This is a genomic window from Alkalihalobacterium sp. TH-98 (genome assembly GCF_057473385.1).
Genome location: NZ_JBYCKM010000057.1, coordinates 1 through 14,445 on the forward strand (window position 1 = coordinate 1; position 14,445 = coordinate 14,445).

Annotated in this window: 16 protein-coding genes; 15 read left to right on the top strand and 1 reads right to left on the bottom strand. The window is 38.4% G+C overall.

Features of this window, described 5'->3' with window-relative positions:
- The first annotated feature begins 416 nt into the window (after window positions 1–416).
- The 7 genes from AC2VNP_RS21415 (at window position 417) to AC2VNP_RS21445 (ending at window position 7,511) form a co-directional block, all read left to right on the top strand.
- A complete protein-coding gene (locus AC2VNP_RS21415) occupies window positions 417–1,397 on the top strand; it encodes a hypothetical protein (protein ID WP_486919370.1) in 981 nt (326 codons plus the stop codon).
- A gap of 21 nt (window positions 1,398–1,418) precedes the next feature.
- Window positions 1,419–2,681, top strand: a complete 1,263-nt coding sequence (gene fahA / locus AC2VNP_RS21420) for a fumarylacetoacetase (protein WP_486919371.1) — start codon at window positions 1,419–1,421, stop codon at window positions 2,679–2,681.
- 58 nt (window positions 2,682–2,739) lie between these two features.
- Window positions 2,740–3,873 (top strand): homogentisate 1,2-dioxygenase, encoded by a 1,134-nt coding sequence (locus tag AC2VNP_RS21425; protein ID WP_486919424.1) that lies wholly within the window; start codon window positions 2,740–2,742, stop codon window positions 3,871–3,873.
- A gap of 470 nt (window positions 3,874–4,343) precedes the next feature.
- Window positions 4,344–4,643: a 4a-hydroxytetrahydrobiopterin dehydratase gene (locus AC2VNP_RS21430; RefSeq protein ID WP_486919372.1), complete on the top strand. Its 300-nt coding sequence runs from the start codon at window positions 4,344–4,346 to the stop codon at window positions 4,641–4,643.
- A gap of 87 nt (window positions 4,644–4,730) precedes the next feature.
- Window positions 4,731–6,461 (top strand): aromatic amino acid hydroxylase, encoded by a 1,731-nt coding sequence (locus AC2VNP_RS21435; protein WP_486919374.1) that lies wholly within the window; start codon window positions 4,731–4,733, stop codon window positions 6,459–6,461.
- A gap of 250 nt (window positions 6,462–6,711) precedes the next feature.
- A complete protein-coding gene (locus AC2VNP_RS21440; RefSeq protein WP_486919375.1) occupies window positions 6,712–6,858 on the top strand; it encodes a zinc-ribbon domain-containing protein in 147 nt (48 codons plus the stop codon).
- Between the two features lie 317 nt (window positions 6,859–7,175).
- Window positions 7,176–7,511: a hypothetical protein gene (locus AC2VNP_RS21445; protein WP_486919377.1), complete on the top strand. Its 336-nt coding sequence runs from the start codon at window positions 7,176–7,178 to the stop codon at window positions 7,509–7,511.
- A gap of 56 nt (window positions 7,512–7,567) precedes the next feature.
- Here the strand turns inward: AC2VNP_RS21445 and AC2VNP_RS21450 are convergent, their stop codons facing one another.
- Window positions 7,568–8,155, bottom strand: a complete 588-nt coding sequence (locus AC2VNP_RS21450; protein WP_486919378.1) for a TetR/AcrR family transcriptional regulator — start codon at window positions 8,153–8,155, stop codon at window positions 7,568–7,570.
- A 156-nt stretch (window positions 8,156–8,311) separates the two neighbouring features.
- Here AC2VNP_RS21450 and AC2VNP_RS21455 point away from each other — a divergent pair, with 156 nt between their 5' ends.
- From AC2VNP_RS21455 to AC2VNP_RS21490, 8 genes are all read left to right on the top strand, one after another.
- Window positions 8,312–9,478: a type 2 periplasmic-binding domain-containing protein gene (locus AC2VNP_RS21455; protein ID WP_486919379.1), complete on the top strand. Its 1,167-nt coding sequence runs from the start codon at window positions 8,312–8,314 to the stop codon at window positions 9,476–9,478.
- 88 nt (window positions 9,479–9,566) lie between these two features.
- The gene (locus AC2VNP_RS21460) at window positions 9,567–10,880 is read left to right on the top strand and encodes a TRAP transporter large permease (protein ID WP_486919380.1); all 1,314 of its coding nucleotides are present in this window, start codon (window positions 9,567–9,569) and stop codon (window positions 10,878–10,880) included.
- A 26-nt stretch (window positions 10,881–10,906) separates the two neighbouring features.
- Window positions 10,907–11,461, top strand: a complete 555-nt coding sequence (locus AC2VNP_RS21465) for a TRAP transporter small permease (RefSeq protein WP_486919381.1) — start codon at window positions 10,907–10,909, stop codon at window positions 11,459–11,461.
- Window positions 11,462–11,493: 32 nt separating this feature from the next.
- On the top strand, window positions 11,494–11,718 hold the full coding sequence (locus AC2VNP_RS21470; protein ID WP_486919383.1) for an enoyl-CoA hydratase/isomerase family protein: 225 nt from the start codon (window positions 11,494–11,496) through the stop codon (window positions 11,716–11,718).
- A gap of 119 nt (window positions 11,719–11,837) precedes the next feature.
- A complete protein-coding gene (locus tag AC2VNP_RS21475) occupies window positions 11,838–12,347 on the top strand; it encodes a YusW family protein (RefSeq protein WP_486919384.1) in 510 nt (169 codons plus the stop codon).
- Between the two features lie 118 nt (window positions 12,348–12,465).
- The gene (locus AC2VNP_RS21480; protein ID WP_486919385.1) at window positions 12,466–12,801 is read left to right on the top strand and encodes a thioredoxin family protein; all 336 of its coding nucleotides are present in this window, start codon (window positions 12,466–12,468) and stop codon (window positions 12,799–12,801) included.
- A 68-nt stretch (window positions 12,802–12,869) separates the two neighbouring features.
- Window positions 12,870–13,148 carry a DUF1292 domain-containing protein gene (locus tag AC2VNP_RS21485; RefSeq protein ID WP_486919386.1) on the top strand — a complete coding sequence of 93 codons (279 nt, stop codon included), beginning with the start codon at window positions 12,870–12,872 and terminating at the stop codon, window positions 13,146–13,148.
- 720 nt (window positions 13,149–13,868) lie between these two features.
- On the top strand, window positions 13,869–14,366 hold the full coding sequence (locus tag AC2VNP_RS21490) for a MarR family winged helix-turn-helix transcriptional regulator (protein WP_486919388.1): 498 nt from the start codon (window positions 13,869–13,871) through the stop codon (window positions 14,364–14,366).
- Window positions 14,367–14,445 lie beyond the last annotated feature (79 nt).

Below are 14,445 nucleotides of genomic sequence, written 5' to 3' on the forward strand. Positions count from 1 at the left end.
AAATACTAGGAGATCCCGCTATACAAAGTGGTTGTTTCGTTAGCACTAGAGGGAAATACTAGGAGATCCCGCTATACAAAGTGGCTGTTTCGTTGGCGCTTGAGGGAAATACTAGGAGATCTCGCTATACAAAGTGGCCGTTTCGTTCGCGCTAGAGGGAAATACTAGGAGATCCCGCTATACAAAGTGGTTGTTTCGTTGGCACTTGAGGTAATTTTAGGGGATGCCGTTATCCAATGAGGGTATTCGGTGTAACCTTAAGGTAAAGCTCAGGAGCAATCCAATAACGAAAGCGAAAAAACCTTAATACACGAGAGCAATGACTCTTCAAACTAAGGAGTAACTGGAATAACATAAACGGATAACGATCTCCCGTTACTCCAAAGTTCATTAAACAAATAAAGGAGGGAGGACAAATGGTAGAAGAGAACAACCGAAGTGAAACGCAAAAGCAAAATTCTAGCACTCTACATTTTTTTTCAAACCTAATTGATTACGCAGGACTATTCCCTCCTGCACAACTGCCATTAGAGCAGGCGCTTCAAAATTATGCCTCGTACCAAAAAAATGAGGAGGCGTGGATGCTAGGTTACTTTATCATTCCTGCTACTAGGTTAGATGAGCTTGACCTTTACCTGTCGCTTTTTTCAAAGAAAAATCCTTTACCTGTTTCAGCCATTGGTCAAAGAAGTGTCGATAGCATAATGTGCTTGGAACAACTTGCTTATGATTTAGAAAAAATCCATTCATTCCATGACAAGCATGGGGAAGTTGCGCACGTCAAAGTGTTAGAAATGTCGCTTCCACCTGTTGTGCCTAATCGTCAATTACTGGAAAATATATCAAAAATCGTTCAGATGCATCCATTACAACTGTTTTGCGAAGTAACGGTTCCGCTAGATGATGAACATTGGCACCAAAAGATGATCCTCACGTTAAATGAAATCGCGATCCACAATAACAAAGGCGGTTTACGGATGGGTTTGAAATTACGGACCGGTGGAGTCACTGCTGAAGCTTTCCCAACACCCCAACAAGTAGCAACCGTATTGCACGCATGTGCTGAACGGGATATTCCCCAAAAGTTCACTGCCGGTCTACATCATCCAATCCGTATGTACCGGAATGAAGTGAACACCTCTATGCACGGGTTCTTGAATATTTTTACAGCTGGGATGCTAGCACGAACGAATGCATGTAGCGTGAAAGCCCTTGCTGAGGTGATTGCAGATGAAGACGCATCTCATTTTACGTTTACTGAAGAAGGTGTAAGGTGGAAGGAGTATCTTATCCGCGCCAAAAAAATGAAAGACCTTCGACAGCATGCACTATGTTCGTACGGAAGCTGCAGTTTTGATGAACCGCGAGACGACCTGCGAACGTTGAATATTCTCTAAGTATAGGAGGGGCTTTTATAGATGTTGAAATCTTTTATTCCCGTTGAATCGGACTCTCATTTTCCAATACAGAACTTACCTTTTGGTATATTTCGGCCTTTAGATGGCGGAAAGCCCCGCGTTGGTGTGGCTATAGGTGAATATGTCCTCGACCTTTCTGTATTAGAAGGTGCTGGGCTTTTAAAAGATACTGGTTTACCTGACGAAGCAATTTTTGCCAGACCTTCACTTAATGCATTCATGGCTTTAGGTAAAGACGTCTGGAAAAAGGTACGTGCGAAACTGCAACATTTATTAAGAGAAAATGAACCGACTTTGCGAGACCTAGCAGAGCTTCGAACAGCAGCAATACGCAAACAAAGTGAAGTGGAACTCCTATTACCAGCACAAATTGGCGACTATACCGACTTTTATGCTTCAAAGGAACACGCGACGAATGTCGGGACGATGTTTAGAGGAAAAGAAAATGCGTTAATGCCGAACTGGACACACTTACCTGTGGGCTATCACGGAAGGTCTAGCTCGGTCGTGGTCAGTGGTACGGATATCCACCGACCAAAAGGGCAAATGAAACCGAAAGATGCGGACGCACCACTTTTTGGACCGAGTAACCAACTAGATATCGAGCTTGAAATGGGCTGGTTTATCGGCCCTGGAAATGAACGAGGCAAACCGATTTCTGCTGCAGCTGCTGAAGAACAAATATTCGGACTCGTGTTAGTGAATGATTGGAGTGCCCGTGATATTCAAGCATGGGAGTATCAGCCGCTCGGACCATTTCTGTCAAAAAGCTTCGCGACCTCAATTTCTCCTTGGGTTGTCCCGCTTGAGGCGCTTGAACCATTTCGTACGGCGGGCCCAAAACAAGATCCAGCTCCTTTACCGTACTTGCAAAAAGAGGGGCCAAGTACGTTTGATATTCATCTAGAAGTTCATTTAAAAGGTAAAGAGATGGATCAATCGCAAAAGATCATTTCTACCAATTTTAGCTACCTTTATTGGAGCATGGCTCAGCAAATTGCACATCATACGGTAGCGGGTTGTAATCTAAGACCAGGTGATTTACACGCTTCAGGTACGATCAGCGGTGAGAAAAAACATGAACGTGGTTGTTTACTAGAATTAACGTGGCGAGGCTCAGAACCAATTGAGCTAGATAATGGAGAGCAGCGAGTATGGTTAAAAGACGAAGATGAAATTACGATGACAGGCTGGTGTCAAGGAGACGGGTATCGAATTGGATTTGGAGAAGTGACCGGGCGAATTCTTCCAGTCGTAGACTAATAAAATAGTAATAAAACTAGTCATAGAAGGAGGGTTTAGCGTGCCATTTTATAAGCAAATGGGAGAAATTCCTCGCAAACGCCACACGATGTTTAAAAAGGAGGATGGAACGTTATACCGGGAGCAAGTGATGGGTACAAAAGGCTTTTCGGGTATTCAGTCGATTTTATATCATCATTATCCGCCGACAAGTATCGTTAAATCTGAGCTTTTAAAAGATTGCAGCGTTCATTATGAAGGGCAAGGTGATTTGGCTCACCGTCATTTTTACTCGCATCAGTATACGGAAAAGACGGACGCCGTTATGGGTAGACACTATTTGCTAGGCAACGAAGATGTCCTCATCGGTGTCGTCAATCCAACAGAACCGATGGACTTTTTTTACCGAAATGGGGACGGTGACGAAGTGCTGTTCGTTCATTATGGTACAGGGAAAGTCGAGACAATGTTTGGCACGTTAACGTATAAACCTGGGGATTATATTGTCATTCCGATCGGGACGATTTACCGTGTCGTACCGGACGAAGGGGATGCCAAATTTTTAGTCATTGAAACGAATAGCTGGATTTCCACACCAAAGCGCTATCGTAATGCGCATGGACAACTACTAGAACATAGTCCATTTTGTGAGAGAGATTTACACGGCCCAGAAAAATTAGAAACCTATGATGACCAAAATGAATACGAAGTGAGAACGAAATCAAGAGGGTTTATGCATGCTCATACGTTTAACCACCACCCGTTAGATGTGGTTGGTTGGGACGGCTACTTGTTCCCGTATATTTTTAATGTCGATGATTTCGAACCGATCACAGGGCGCATTCATATGCCGCCGCCGATCCACCAAACGTTTGAAGGAAACAATTTCGTCATTTGTTCGTTTGTTCCCCGCATGTATGACTATCATCCCGAAGCCATTCCAGCACCATATTTTCATAGCAATGTGAACAGCGATGAAGTTCTTTATTATGTCAAAGGAAATTTCATGAGCCGAAAAGGCATTAGTGAAGGCTCCATGACCTTACACCCCTCAGGCATACCGCACGGGCCTCATCCTGGAAAAATTGAAGCAAGTATCGGGAAGAAAGAAACACTCGAACTTGCGGTAATGATCGACACGTTCAGACCGTTACGCGTCGTCAAACAATCCCAAAATTACGAAGATGTCGAGTACAAATTTAGCTGGAAGTAACGGTAGGAATCGAGTTAGGCTGATTAGAAGTTGCTAGAGCGTCTATCTCCTAATTAGTGAAAGGCACATGATGAATATCGGATCAACTTCCAAGAAAAAATTACGATATATTGGCGGAAGTCCCAATATACAGCGTAACTTTCAATTTATCGGCGCAACTCACGATATATCGGCGTAACTTTCAATTTATCGGCATAACTCATGAAATATCAGCGCACCAACTCTCTCTATTGGAGAAAACCACCAGATAGAATTACATTTATGGATTCGGTAATTCGTCACCACTACCACTACAACTACAACTAATAACCACGAAACAAAAAATAAAAACAACCCACGATAATGGTTAAACAAACAGCAAATGAACTCCCTCATAGTATCACTACAAACCTCATCGTGGCATTTTGGTAAAATAACATCTAGAATAAGAATATATAGAAATTATTTTACTAAAAATAAGGAGGATCACTGTGGAAAAATTAACAGAACAAGAATTGCAGCAATATTTAGAAAGCCAACAAGGGTGGCAGTTAGTCGATGAAAAATGGATCGAAAAAAAATATCGGTTTAAAGAATACCTGAATGGAGTTGATTTCGTCAAAGAAATCGCTAAAGTATCTGAAGAAATCAATCATCATCCGTTTATTGCGATTGATTACAAATTAGTCCGTGTCCGGTTATCTTCATGGAAAGAAAATGGGATAACACCGTTAGATACAAAACTAGCAGAACAATATGACGCCATCTATGAAACAATTAAAAATGTTTGACATATTGATATGAAACCGATATGTTATTATAGTATAACGCTTTAACGCTAAAAAGCGTTAGGGCATGTTTCAGAAGGGTGTGAAAAAATGGCAACGAGAAAAGTACCAAAACATTTAAGGAAGTATACGATAGAACAAAACTACGATAGCTATACAGCGATCAATCATGCGGTGTGGCGATATGTCATGCGTCAAAATCATCACACGTTAAAAGACTTGGCGCATGAAGCTTATACCGAAGGATTAAAAGCATCAGGAATTTATACTGAGAGAATTCCTGATGTGAGTGAAATGAATAAATGTTTAGCTCCTTTTGGATGGGGAGCGGCAACAATTGATGGTTTTATTCCTGGCGTTGCCTTTTTTGAATTCCAAGCGAACGGCATCTTGCCTGTCGTGGCAGAAATTAGAAAACTAGAAAATATTCAATATACACCAGCTCCTGATATGATTCATGAAGCGGCTGGGCATGCACCAATACTATGTAACGAAAAATACTCCGAATACGTGAAGCTATTTGGAGAAATCGGTAAAAAAGCAATTGCAACAAAAGAAGAACATGATGTGTTTGAAGCGGTTCGTCACTATTCTAATCTTCTTGAAAAAGGTGAAGCGACGGAAGCTGAAATTGCAGAAGCCAAAAAGCAAGTCGACGAAAAATCTAAATTAATCACTGGAGTTTCGGAAGCCGAGAAAATCGGCCGTTTATACTGGTGGACCGTTGAATATGGCTTAATCGGCACGCTAGAAGATCCGAAAATATATGGTGCAGGACTTTTATCTTCTGTATCAGAGGGCGGCAACATCTTAAGCCCTGACGTTAAAAAAGTGCCGTTTAATCTTGAGACGATCATTCAAACAGGCTTTGATATTACAAAACCGCAGCCGCAGCTCTTTGTATGCACGGACTTTGAACAGCTAATCGAAGGACTTAAACAGTTTTCCGAAGAAATGGCATTTATGAAGGGCGGCACGGAAGGCCTCGAGAAAGCAATCCAATCGGCCAATGTAGCTACAGCTGTTTACAGTTCAGGACTTCAAGTGACTGGGGTCATCGATGATATGATCACAGATGACAGTAATGAACCGATTTACATTAAAACATTAGGCCCAACAGCTCTAGCTTTCAACAACAGTCAACTAGATGGACATGGAACAGAAACTCACCAAGATGGCTTTGGTGCTCCTGTCGGCAAGTTAAAAGGTACGGCAAAGCCGCTTGAGGCATTGACTGACATTGAACTGAATGCACTCGGTGTTGTTGTTGGTCAACAAACGGAGCTTCATTTTGAAAGTGGAGTGGAAGTGAAAGGTACAGTAACAGAAATCACCAAGCAAGGTGGAAATATCGTACTTATCTCGTTTAAAGATTGTTCCGTTACATTAGGAGAGCAGGTGCTTTTCGACCCAGCTTGGGGCATGTACGATATGGCGGTCGGTGAAAAAGTGACTTCTGTTTTTGCAGGAGCAGCCGACGGTGAAGCGTACTATTCAGACGATGAAGAGTCGAGTAGCGAAATCACGCATAATCAGGAACAAACTGAATTAGATGCGTTATACCAAACCATTCGCGATGTAAGAGCGGGTAATGCTGAAAACCCAACTGCTGCGATTGAAAAAACAGCAGAAGAGCTCCAAGCCCAATATCCAAACGATTGGTTATTACGCCTAGAAATTGCCGAAGTTCTGCACCAAAACGAGTGGTTGCCAGAACTAGAAAAAGCAATGGTTGCTGACCTGCAATCACTAAGCCAAAATAACCGTCAACTAACATCCTTAATCGAAAACGGCCTAAAAATCTATAAAACAACAATATAAAAAAACATACCGGTGCCAGGCACCTTTACTACAGTAGAGTGGTAAAGGTGCCTGGCACCATCACTGTAGACCAAAGTAACAAAACAAGAGGTGTAACAATTTATAGTAAGCCATCGAGAGTGGCCGTTAATAAGAAGCTGATCAATAGTATATTGGTCAGCTTTTTTCCTGTTCTATCAAGAATTCTTTGCACTTATGTCTATGGTTATATTTTATGAATGTTACTATCTACTCGAAGGGAGAGCATAAAATGACTTGTCCACACTGTAATCAAAACATTGATGCAAGTTCAAAGTTCTGCACATTCTGCGGTGCCAACTTACAAACCTATAGCAACATGAGACTCATAAAAAAAACCTTCAAATTCTGTATCTCAACAACCTCATACATACAATAAACAACCTAAAGCAAACATTCATGATACCCTTATGTTAATCAAGGTAGGCAATACAGCAAAATGTACTTTAAATTTGCATTACAGGTATTTAAAACCTCTTACAAAAAGATGCGAGAAGCGAAAGAAAAGGAAGTGGTAAATGAATTATATCGTTTGTGTTGTTTGCGCTTCTTATACCATCATATTCATACTTTGCAGCTAGCACCGTTGCAAGTGCGACGTTAAGTATTCCATTTTTCGAAATAGTTGTAATACCATTTATTATTCAACTCATATTTTTCTTAGCAATACCAGCTTCTTTATTTGTAGTAGCTAAAATGATGAAGGTAAATATCACTTTTAAAGGTGTACTTGCGAAATTTGGAACAGCTATTACAGTACCAACCCTGTTTTTTAGTGGGAACATTTTAATGATGATAAAAGTATCTTTGTTTTCTATAGTATTTGTCCTAATAGGATTTATTACATTGACTGTAACAATAACAGCTACTGTATTTGCTTTCAAGACAGGTGATGAGGAAGGTGGAATGGATCCATATTATGGTGTGTTTATTGCTTATATCATAATTGCTATTCTTTTTCTTATTCTCGGTGAAAGTATGATCTCAGCCATTATTAGTAATATAGAGAAGCAATTTTACGGACTTATTTAATATTTATTACTATTTGATTAGATGATAATTTTAGTTTAATTTTTTTAGTATAGTTTTTAAGACTTTGCAATTCGCAGGAGATACTCAGAAAATACTTCAGCAATTTCGTCTTTTGTTTTATCTCCTTCTTTACAATACCACTGTTGAACTTGCGTCATTGCTCCGAAAATTAACAAACGATAAAATTTAACATCTACTTCTCGAAATTCGCCATTGTCTATTCCTTCTTTAATAATTTGATCGAAATACTTCTCATATTCTGACCGCATAGCTATAATTCCATCTAAATAATGTCCAGAAAACTTCTCTTCTGGATGATCGATCGTGCTACATAATGCTAAATCATTAATGGTTATATTAATATGCGCAGTTATGGCGCTTGATAGTTTATCGAGAGCAGAGCTAGAGCTATTTATAATCTCTTGTACTTTTTCAATACCTATATCAATAACCATTTTATGACATTCGAAGTACAAATCCTCTTTTGTCTTAAAGTAGTAATACATAGAACCTTTTGTCATGAGTAATTTAGCCGAGATTTCCTCCATGGTTGCACCGTTGTAGCCTTTTTCGTATAGAACTTCAGCAGCCATTCGAAGGATGTCCTCTTTCTTTTTTGCGATTTTTTTTTCTCTTAAAGACAAACGCTTCACCTCTATTCTTTATTTTCTATACTTATAAATTTTATTGTACTATAAAAAATTAAATATTTTGTCATTTTTTGAATTACGATTTAAAAATTCACCCTATTCAAGTAGAGAATGAGAAATCTTAATTACTAATAGGGAGGGGTTAAAAACATGGGAAATAACAAAATTTGGTTAGCCGCTTTGATCGCTTTATTTCTACTAGTGTTAGCTGCTTGTGGAGGTTCCGACGAGGCCTCAAAGGAACAAGGTAATACAGAAAAGGCAGGAGAGAGTAATGGAAGTGCTGCTTCTAGTGAAGAAACAATAACTCTTACACTTGCATCAGGCCTTAGTGCTCAACATGCTTTTTATACTGGGTTTTACGGACCTTGGATGGAGAGGGTAACAGAAGAAACTGATGGTCGTGTACAATTCGAAGTATTTACTTCTGGTGAATTAGTAGAAATTACGCAAAAATTAGAAGGTTTACGTCAAGGAATTGCAGATATTGCTGCTCCAATGTTAACAATCTATGATCCTCAAAGGTTCCCTATGGCTGAAGTTACGATGTTACCATTGATAGAGTCTGATACATACATCGCATCAAGGGCCTATAAGAGGTTGCTTGAAAGTGATGTTCCAGTGCATGATGGAAAAACATTTTATGAACTAGAATTTGGTGATAAAGACCTATTTGCTCTTCCTATTTCAACAACGCAAGAATATGTTATCTCTACTACTGGACATGAGTTCAACTCTGTAAGTGATATTCAAGGGACAACATTACGAACACCATCTCGAATTACAGAAATGTATGCAGCGAATGCTGGTATGGGTACAAATACGATGGCTGCGGTAGAAATGTTTGATGCTTTAAGTCGAGGAGCATTTGAAGGAAGCTTTTATAGTATTGCGGACTGGACTGGGTACGGTTTCCAAGACCTATTTAAATATACATTAACTGGGGTCAATTTTGGTCACTTTAACGGTTCGTTAGTATTTACCCAAGAAAAATGGGATAGCTTACCAGAAGATGTAAGAGAAATAATGGTAACAGCTGCTCATGATTTAAATGAAAACGGAGCAGCAGAATATGAAAACCGTACACCTGATATCATTTCTTCTAACATTGAAGCGGGTGGTAAGTTTGTAGATATTAATGACTTAGATCCAGAGGTTAGAGATCACTTTATCCAAGGGATTGAACAAACTTGGTACGACTACATTGAGTTACTAGAAGAAAGAGGAGTTGAAGGGAAGCCAATTGTTAAACTTTGGAGAGATTTAATTGTTGAAGAAGGCGGAAAAGTTCCAGATGCAATAATGGAATTAGAATAACATAAAAAAAACTAAAGAATCTCTCAACTGTACGTAGAACATACAGTTGGGAGATTCCTTCATAACTACATATTTAAGGAGGGAGAGTATGCCGGATATCGTATTAATAGTCGTCATTTGCTTCATATTTTTCTTATTATTGCTATCAGGATTATATATTCATTCCGTATTATTAGGTGTCGGTATTATAGGGTTGCTTCTTATTGATAGAGGAAATGTCATCCCAGGTTTTTTAACAAATGATCCTTTTCTTTCTGCGGCAAGCTATACCCTGACTACAATCCCGCTCTTTCTACTGATGGCCCAATTTATTTTGAAAGCAGGAATTGTTCAAGATTTGTTTACGATTATTTATAACATTTCTAGGGGGAAAAAGGGATTACTAGGGACGTTAACGATTGTAGTTGGTGGATTTTTAGGAGCCGTTTCTGGATCAGGGACTGCAACAGCAGCTTCATTAGGGCAGGTAGCTGTACCAGAGTTAAAAAAGCATGGATATAAAAGTGAATTAGCAGGAGCTATTGCGGCTGTTGGAGGGTCATTATCAGGAATAATTCCTCCAAGTATCATACTAATTTTATATGGTGTTATTACTGAAACACCAATAGGTGCACTATTTATTGGAGCATTAATACCAGGCATCATGATTATGTTTGTATTTATTGGATGTATGCTTTACTACTTAAGAAAAACAGATCGATTAAACCCGGTGGAAGATGGGATAGTTGTTTCTAAAAGTAAGCCAATTAGTGTATCAAGGATGATTACTGTACTTTTAGTAGGTACTTTCATTACGTTCGTGATCTTTGGAGGAATTTATTCAGGGTTTGTTACACCAACAGAGGCAGGTGCAGTAGGAGCATTTGCAGCTTTCCTAGCAGCGCTAGTACTTGGAAAGGTAACGAAAGACTTTTTCATAGATTCTCTAACGGAGACAGTTAAGGTAACAGTAATGGTAATCCTTATTTTGATTGGAGCTAAAATATTTAGCCGATTTGTTTCATTATCGCTATTACCTAGAAAACTAGTAGATATGATTGGCGGTCTGTTAGAATACCCAGTATTAGTTTTAGGGCTTCTAACAATTGTATTCTTCCTACTATTTATGTTTATTGAGGGTGCTGCAGTTATTTTAATGACACTGCCTGTTACACTTCCAATTATTCAAATGATGGGTATTGATGTACTTTGGTTTGGAGTTTTCGTTTCCGTTATTTGTACCCTAGGGTTAATAACACCACCTGTCGGGTTAAGTGTTTACTCCGTATCTGGGGTTACTAAAATCCGATTAGAAGGGATATTTAGATATACCACAATTTTTGCTGTAGTTGTAGCAATTGTCGTATGTGGATTGCTTATTGCCTTCCCAGCACTTGCTACGTGGTTACCTAGTACAATGTAATTATTTTCACATAAGGTGGTGAGATTATGCCAGATCTATATCTGAAAAGCTACAAAATATTTAGCAAAATAAAATTTGTTGGATTAATTATTAGTGGTATTAGTTTGTTTTTAATGATGATATTTATTATGGGTGATGTATTAAGCCGTAACTTTTTAAATAGGTCAATTCCAGGAAATTATGAAATCGTACGAAACTACTTTATGCCACTGTCTATTTTTCCAGCTCTAGCTTATGCGTATGGCACTGGTATTTTTCCTAGAATTACAATGGTGGTTACACGGTTTAAAGTGTTATATCAACGTATCATCGTGATTGTTTTATTATTCATTGAATTAGTGCTCTTCTCTCTATTAGCCTATTATGGCTTACAGTATGCACTAGAAGGAGTAAGAGAAGGTCTTGCTTTTCCAGCTGGCGGAAATTTATACCCACTGTACCCATTTATCTTTCTCGTACCTATAGGATTTGGTTTATTAATTATTGAGGTAATCTATTTAATTATGAAGAATATCCTTCAAAAGGAACCAACTATGACAGTACTAGATGAGCCTGATGATGACGCATTAACTAGAGAATAGGATAGGTAAATATATTTAACTACTGTGGTGTAATGAATGAAGTAGTTACGCTAGAAGTGAGCGAACGAGTAGCTTATATTACTTTAAACCAACCACAAAACATGAATGCTTTGTCGGATGAATTGGTTGAACATTTTAGATGTTCGATAAGCAAAGTAAAATCGGACTCGAATATTCGTTCACTTATTCTAACTGGAAGTGAAAAAGCTTTTAGTGCAGGTGGGGATATAAAAAGCTTTCCTCAGACTAATCAATAGGGGTGCCAGGCACCTTTACTACAGTACTGTGGTAAAGGTGCCTGGCACCGTTTCAAGAGCTATAGAATAATTATAGTTAGAAATTCCATACTAAACAAAAAATGGTGGTGAATCAGAGAATGAAGAAGATAATCTTGTTAACAATAACTACCTTTGTCTCGTTTGTTATGTTAGGCTGTGGAGCGGGTGGTGGTGCCAATGAGGAGATAATGCATGATGAAGTCACTCATGAAAAAACAGTGGAATTAGAAGAGACGGTCGGAGATGATCAAACGGTAGCCGACGAACTAGGACAAGCAACAGCGCTTGGTCATATCCTAGAATTTGAATTAGAGATTGATTTAGTTAATGATGAAGAAATTGATATGGAATACAAACAAAAAGGTGAAGAGGAAACAGCTGAAGTAGAGACCAAAACTGCAGAGGGACAACAAGAGAAAAGAGGGAGAGAAGCCATAGAAGAAATACAAAACCTTGTTTCGCAAATAGCACTCAATCCTAATACGGATCCTAAAGAAGCAATGGAGCAGATCTTAGCGACGTTGAACATCTCAAATAATGATGTTAGGAAATGGGAACTTGAAGTTGACTTTACTACAGGTGAAAAACTAAAAGGAAATTTTAATTAACCAACCATATTCTTTACATAACGTTTAAAATGAATATAAGATAAAACAACGCAAGACCCTTAAAGACAACTATACTTTACCGCATTAAAGGTACCTGGTACCGGAGGGAGGGAGAAAAATGAGAGAGTTAACATCACTTGACATGGTTGAGGCATTTTTAAAAGAACATCAATATAGTTTTATTTATATTTCTCGAACGAATTGTGGAGTTTGTCATGCGTTATTACCTCAAGTGAAAGAGGTGCTGCAACGATATCCACTCATCCAACTGGGATTTATCAATGCGGATGACGTCGAAGAAATTGCCGGTAGGTTTTCTATATTTACAGTACCTGCTATGCTTTTATTTATTGAGGAGAAAGAATATATTAGAGAAGCGCGGTTCGTTCACTTAGACGCACTCGAGGAGAAGATAAAAAAGGTATATACAATGCAGACAACGCACGATGAGTAAAAACGCTTTCTTTTTAATGATAGATAGACGTACAATGAAACATACTAAAGAAAAAGGAGGGAAAGCAAATGGCTGTTGAAATTGGTGAAGAATTGTACTTTGGGGATGAAGGCAACGAAGAGCTGTATGAAGTACTTTATACGTGTGAACTCAATGAAAAAAACTATTTAGTAGCAGGTCTAAGCGCAGACTTAGAGGACCCAGATAAAGATCCAAATATTATCTCGTTCAGTTATACTGAAGACGAAGAAGGAACGCTATTCTTTGATGAATTAAGTGACGAAGAATGGCAGCAAGTAGAAGCAAAGTTTAATGCGTACATAGAAAAAGTGGGTCAAGAAGAATAAATCTGTTTTAAGTGAAGGGTATGGATCCATTGAGGATTTGTACCCTTTTTTACGTTGAAATTACGGGTAAGAGAAATATATACAATAATAAATTACTCAAGTTCACAATAAAGAGAAACTGTTATATTGACGGACAAAGTACCAACTGTCATCTCAATCATTTAGTTACTCTAAACAAAGAAGAGGTGCAGGAAGGATAGGAAGCAACAGGCGAACTCATAACGGAACGCACCGGATAATAAGTTGTATACTGAGGATACGAATAAGTATTAGTGGGGTAATTATTGATCGTATTTCTTTTTTCTAAATAATCATGACTAGATGCTTGTTTACCATTCGTTTGCTCGTACAAAGGATGTACCCAAAAATTAAAGCGATACATAGCAATCCTCCTAACTCATGGATTACATTTATACTATGAAATATTTACACAAATGGAGTATGTTCATCTATGAAATTCACAGTAGCTACGTCTCTTATAAAAAGTATTATATGATAGCTGCTGGCGCACAGCCTCAAGAATTATCAAGATCAAGATGTGGCAACTAGCAACATATATATGGCGCAATATTAAGTAGAATAGAAGTACATACAACTTCACCTAAATCCGGTAATTACACAACTATTTCAATGTAGAGGTGACTAAAAAACTCCACAAGGAAATAAGGTGTAGACCTTATGAAAGATATGGTGAAATTCATTTTTACTAGGAGGAATAAAATGGATTACACTAATATACACAAACTCATTAATTACTTACGAGCCACATATAAAATATTAGATGAAGAATGGAAGAAATCGGTTCAAGCGTTAGGGTTAACGCAAGCCGAGCATCATCTATTGAGCATCGTTTATTATGAAAAGATTATATCGATGTCTAAGTTGGCTCAACTCGGTTTAATTGATATATCAACGGTAATGCAAGTAACGAAAAGATTAACACAAAAAGGTCTTATTAGTATTGAAAAGGATGAAAGAGATCTGCGAGTATCCTATGTCAAGTTAACTGAATTAGGCGCTGAAAAAGTGAGAACGTCCTACGAGGGTACACTGAAGCTTCAAGACTATATTGAACAATTCATAGCGAACAGTGAGGAAAATAAAAAATTCATGGATCAGTTGGCCGACTTTCAACAAGAATTAAACCAGCATTTTCATGGAAGAGAATTTGTAGAATGGGTAGAAAAGTCAAGTAAACGCGAAATACACGGAGCGTAGTTGGATGGATCGTTTAATCAATGGAACACAGCATTGTTTAGATCTTGCAAAGAATAAATTTAACAATAAAACGGACGAT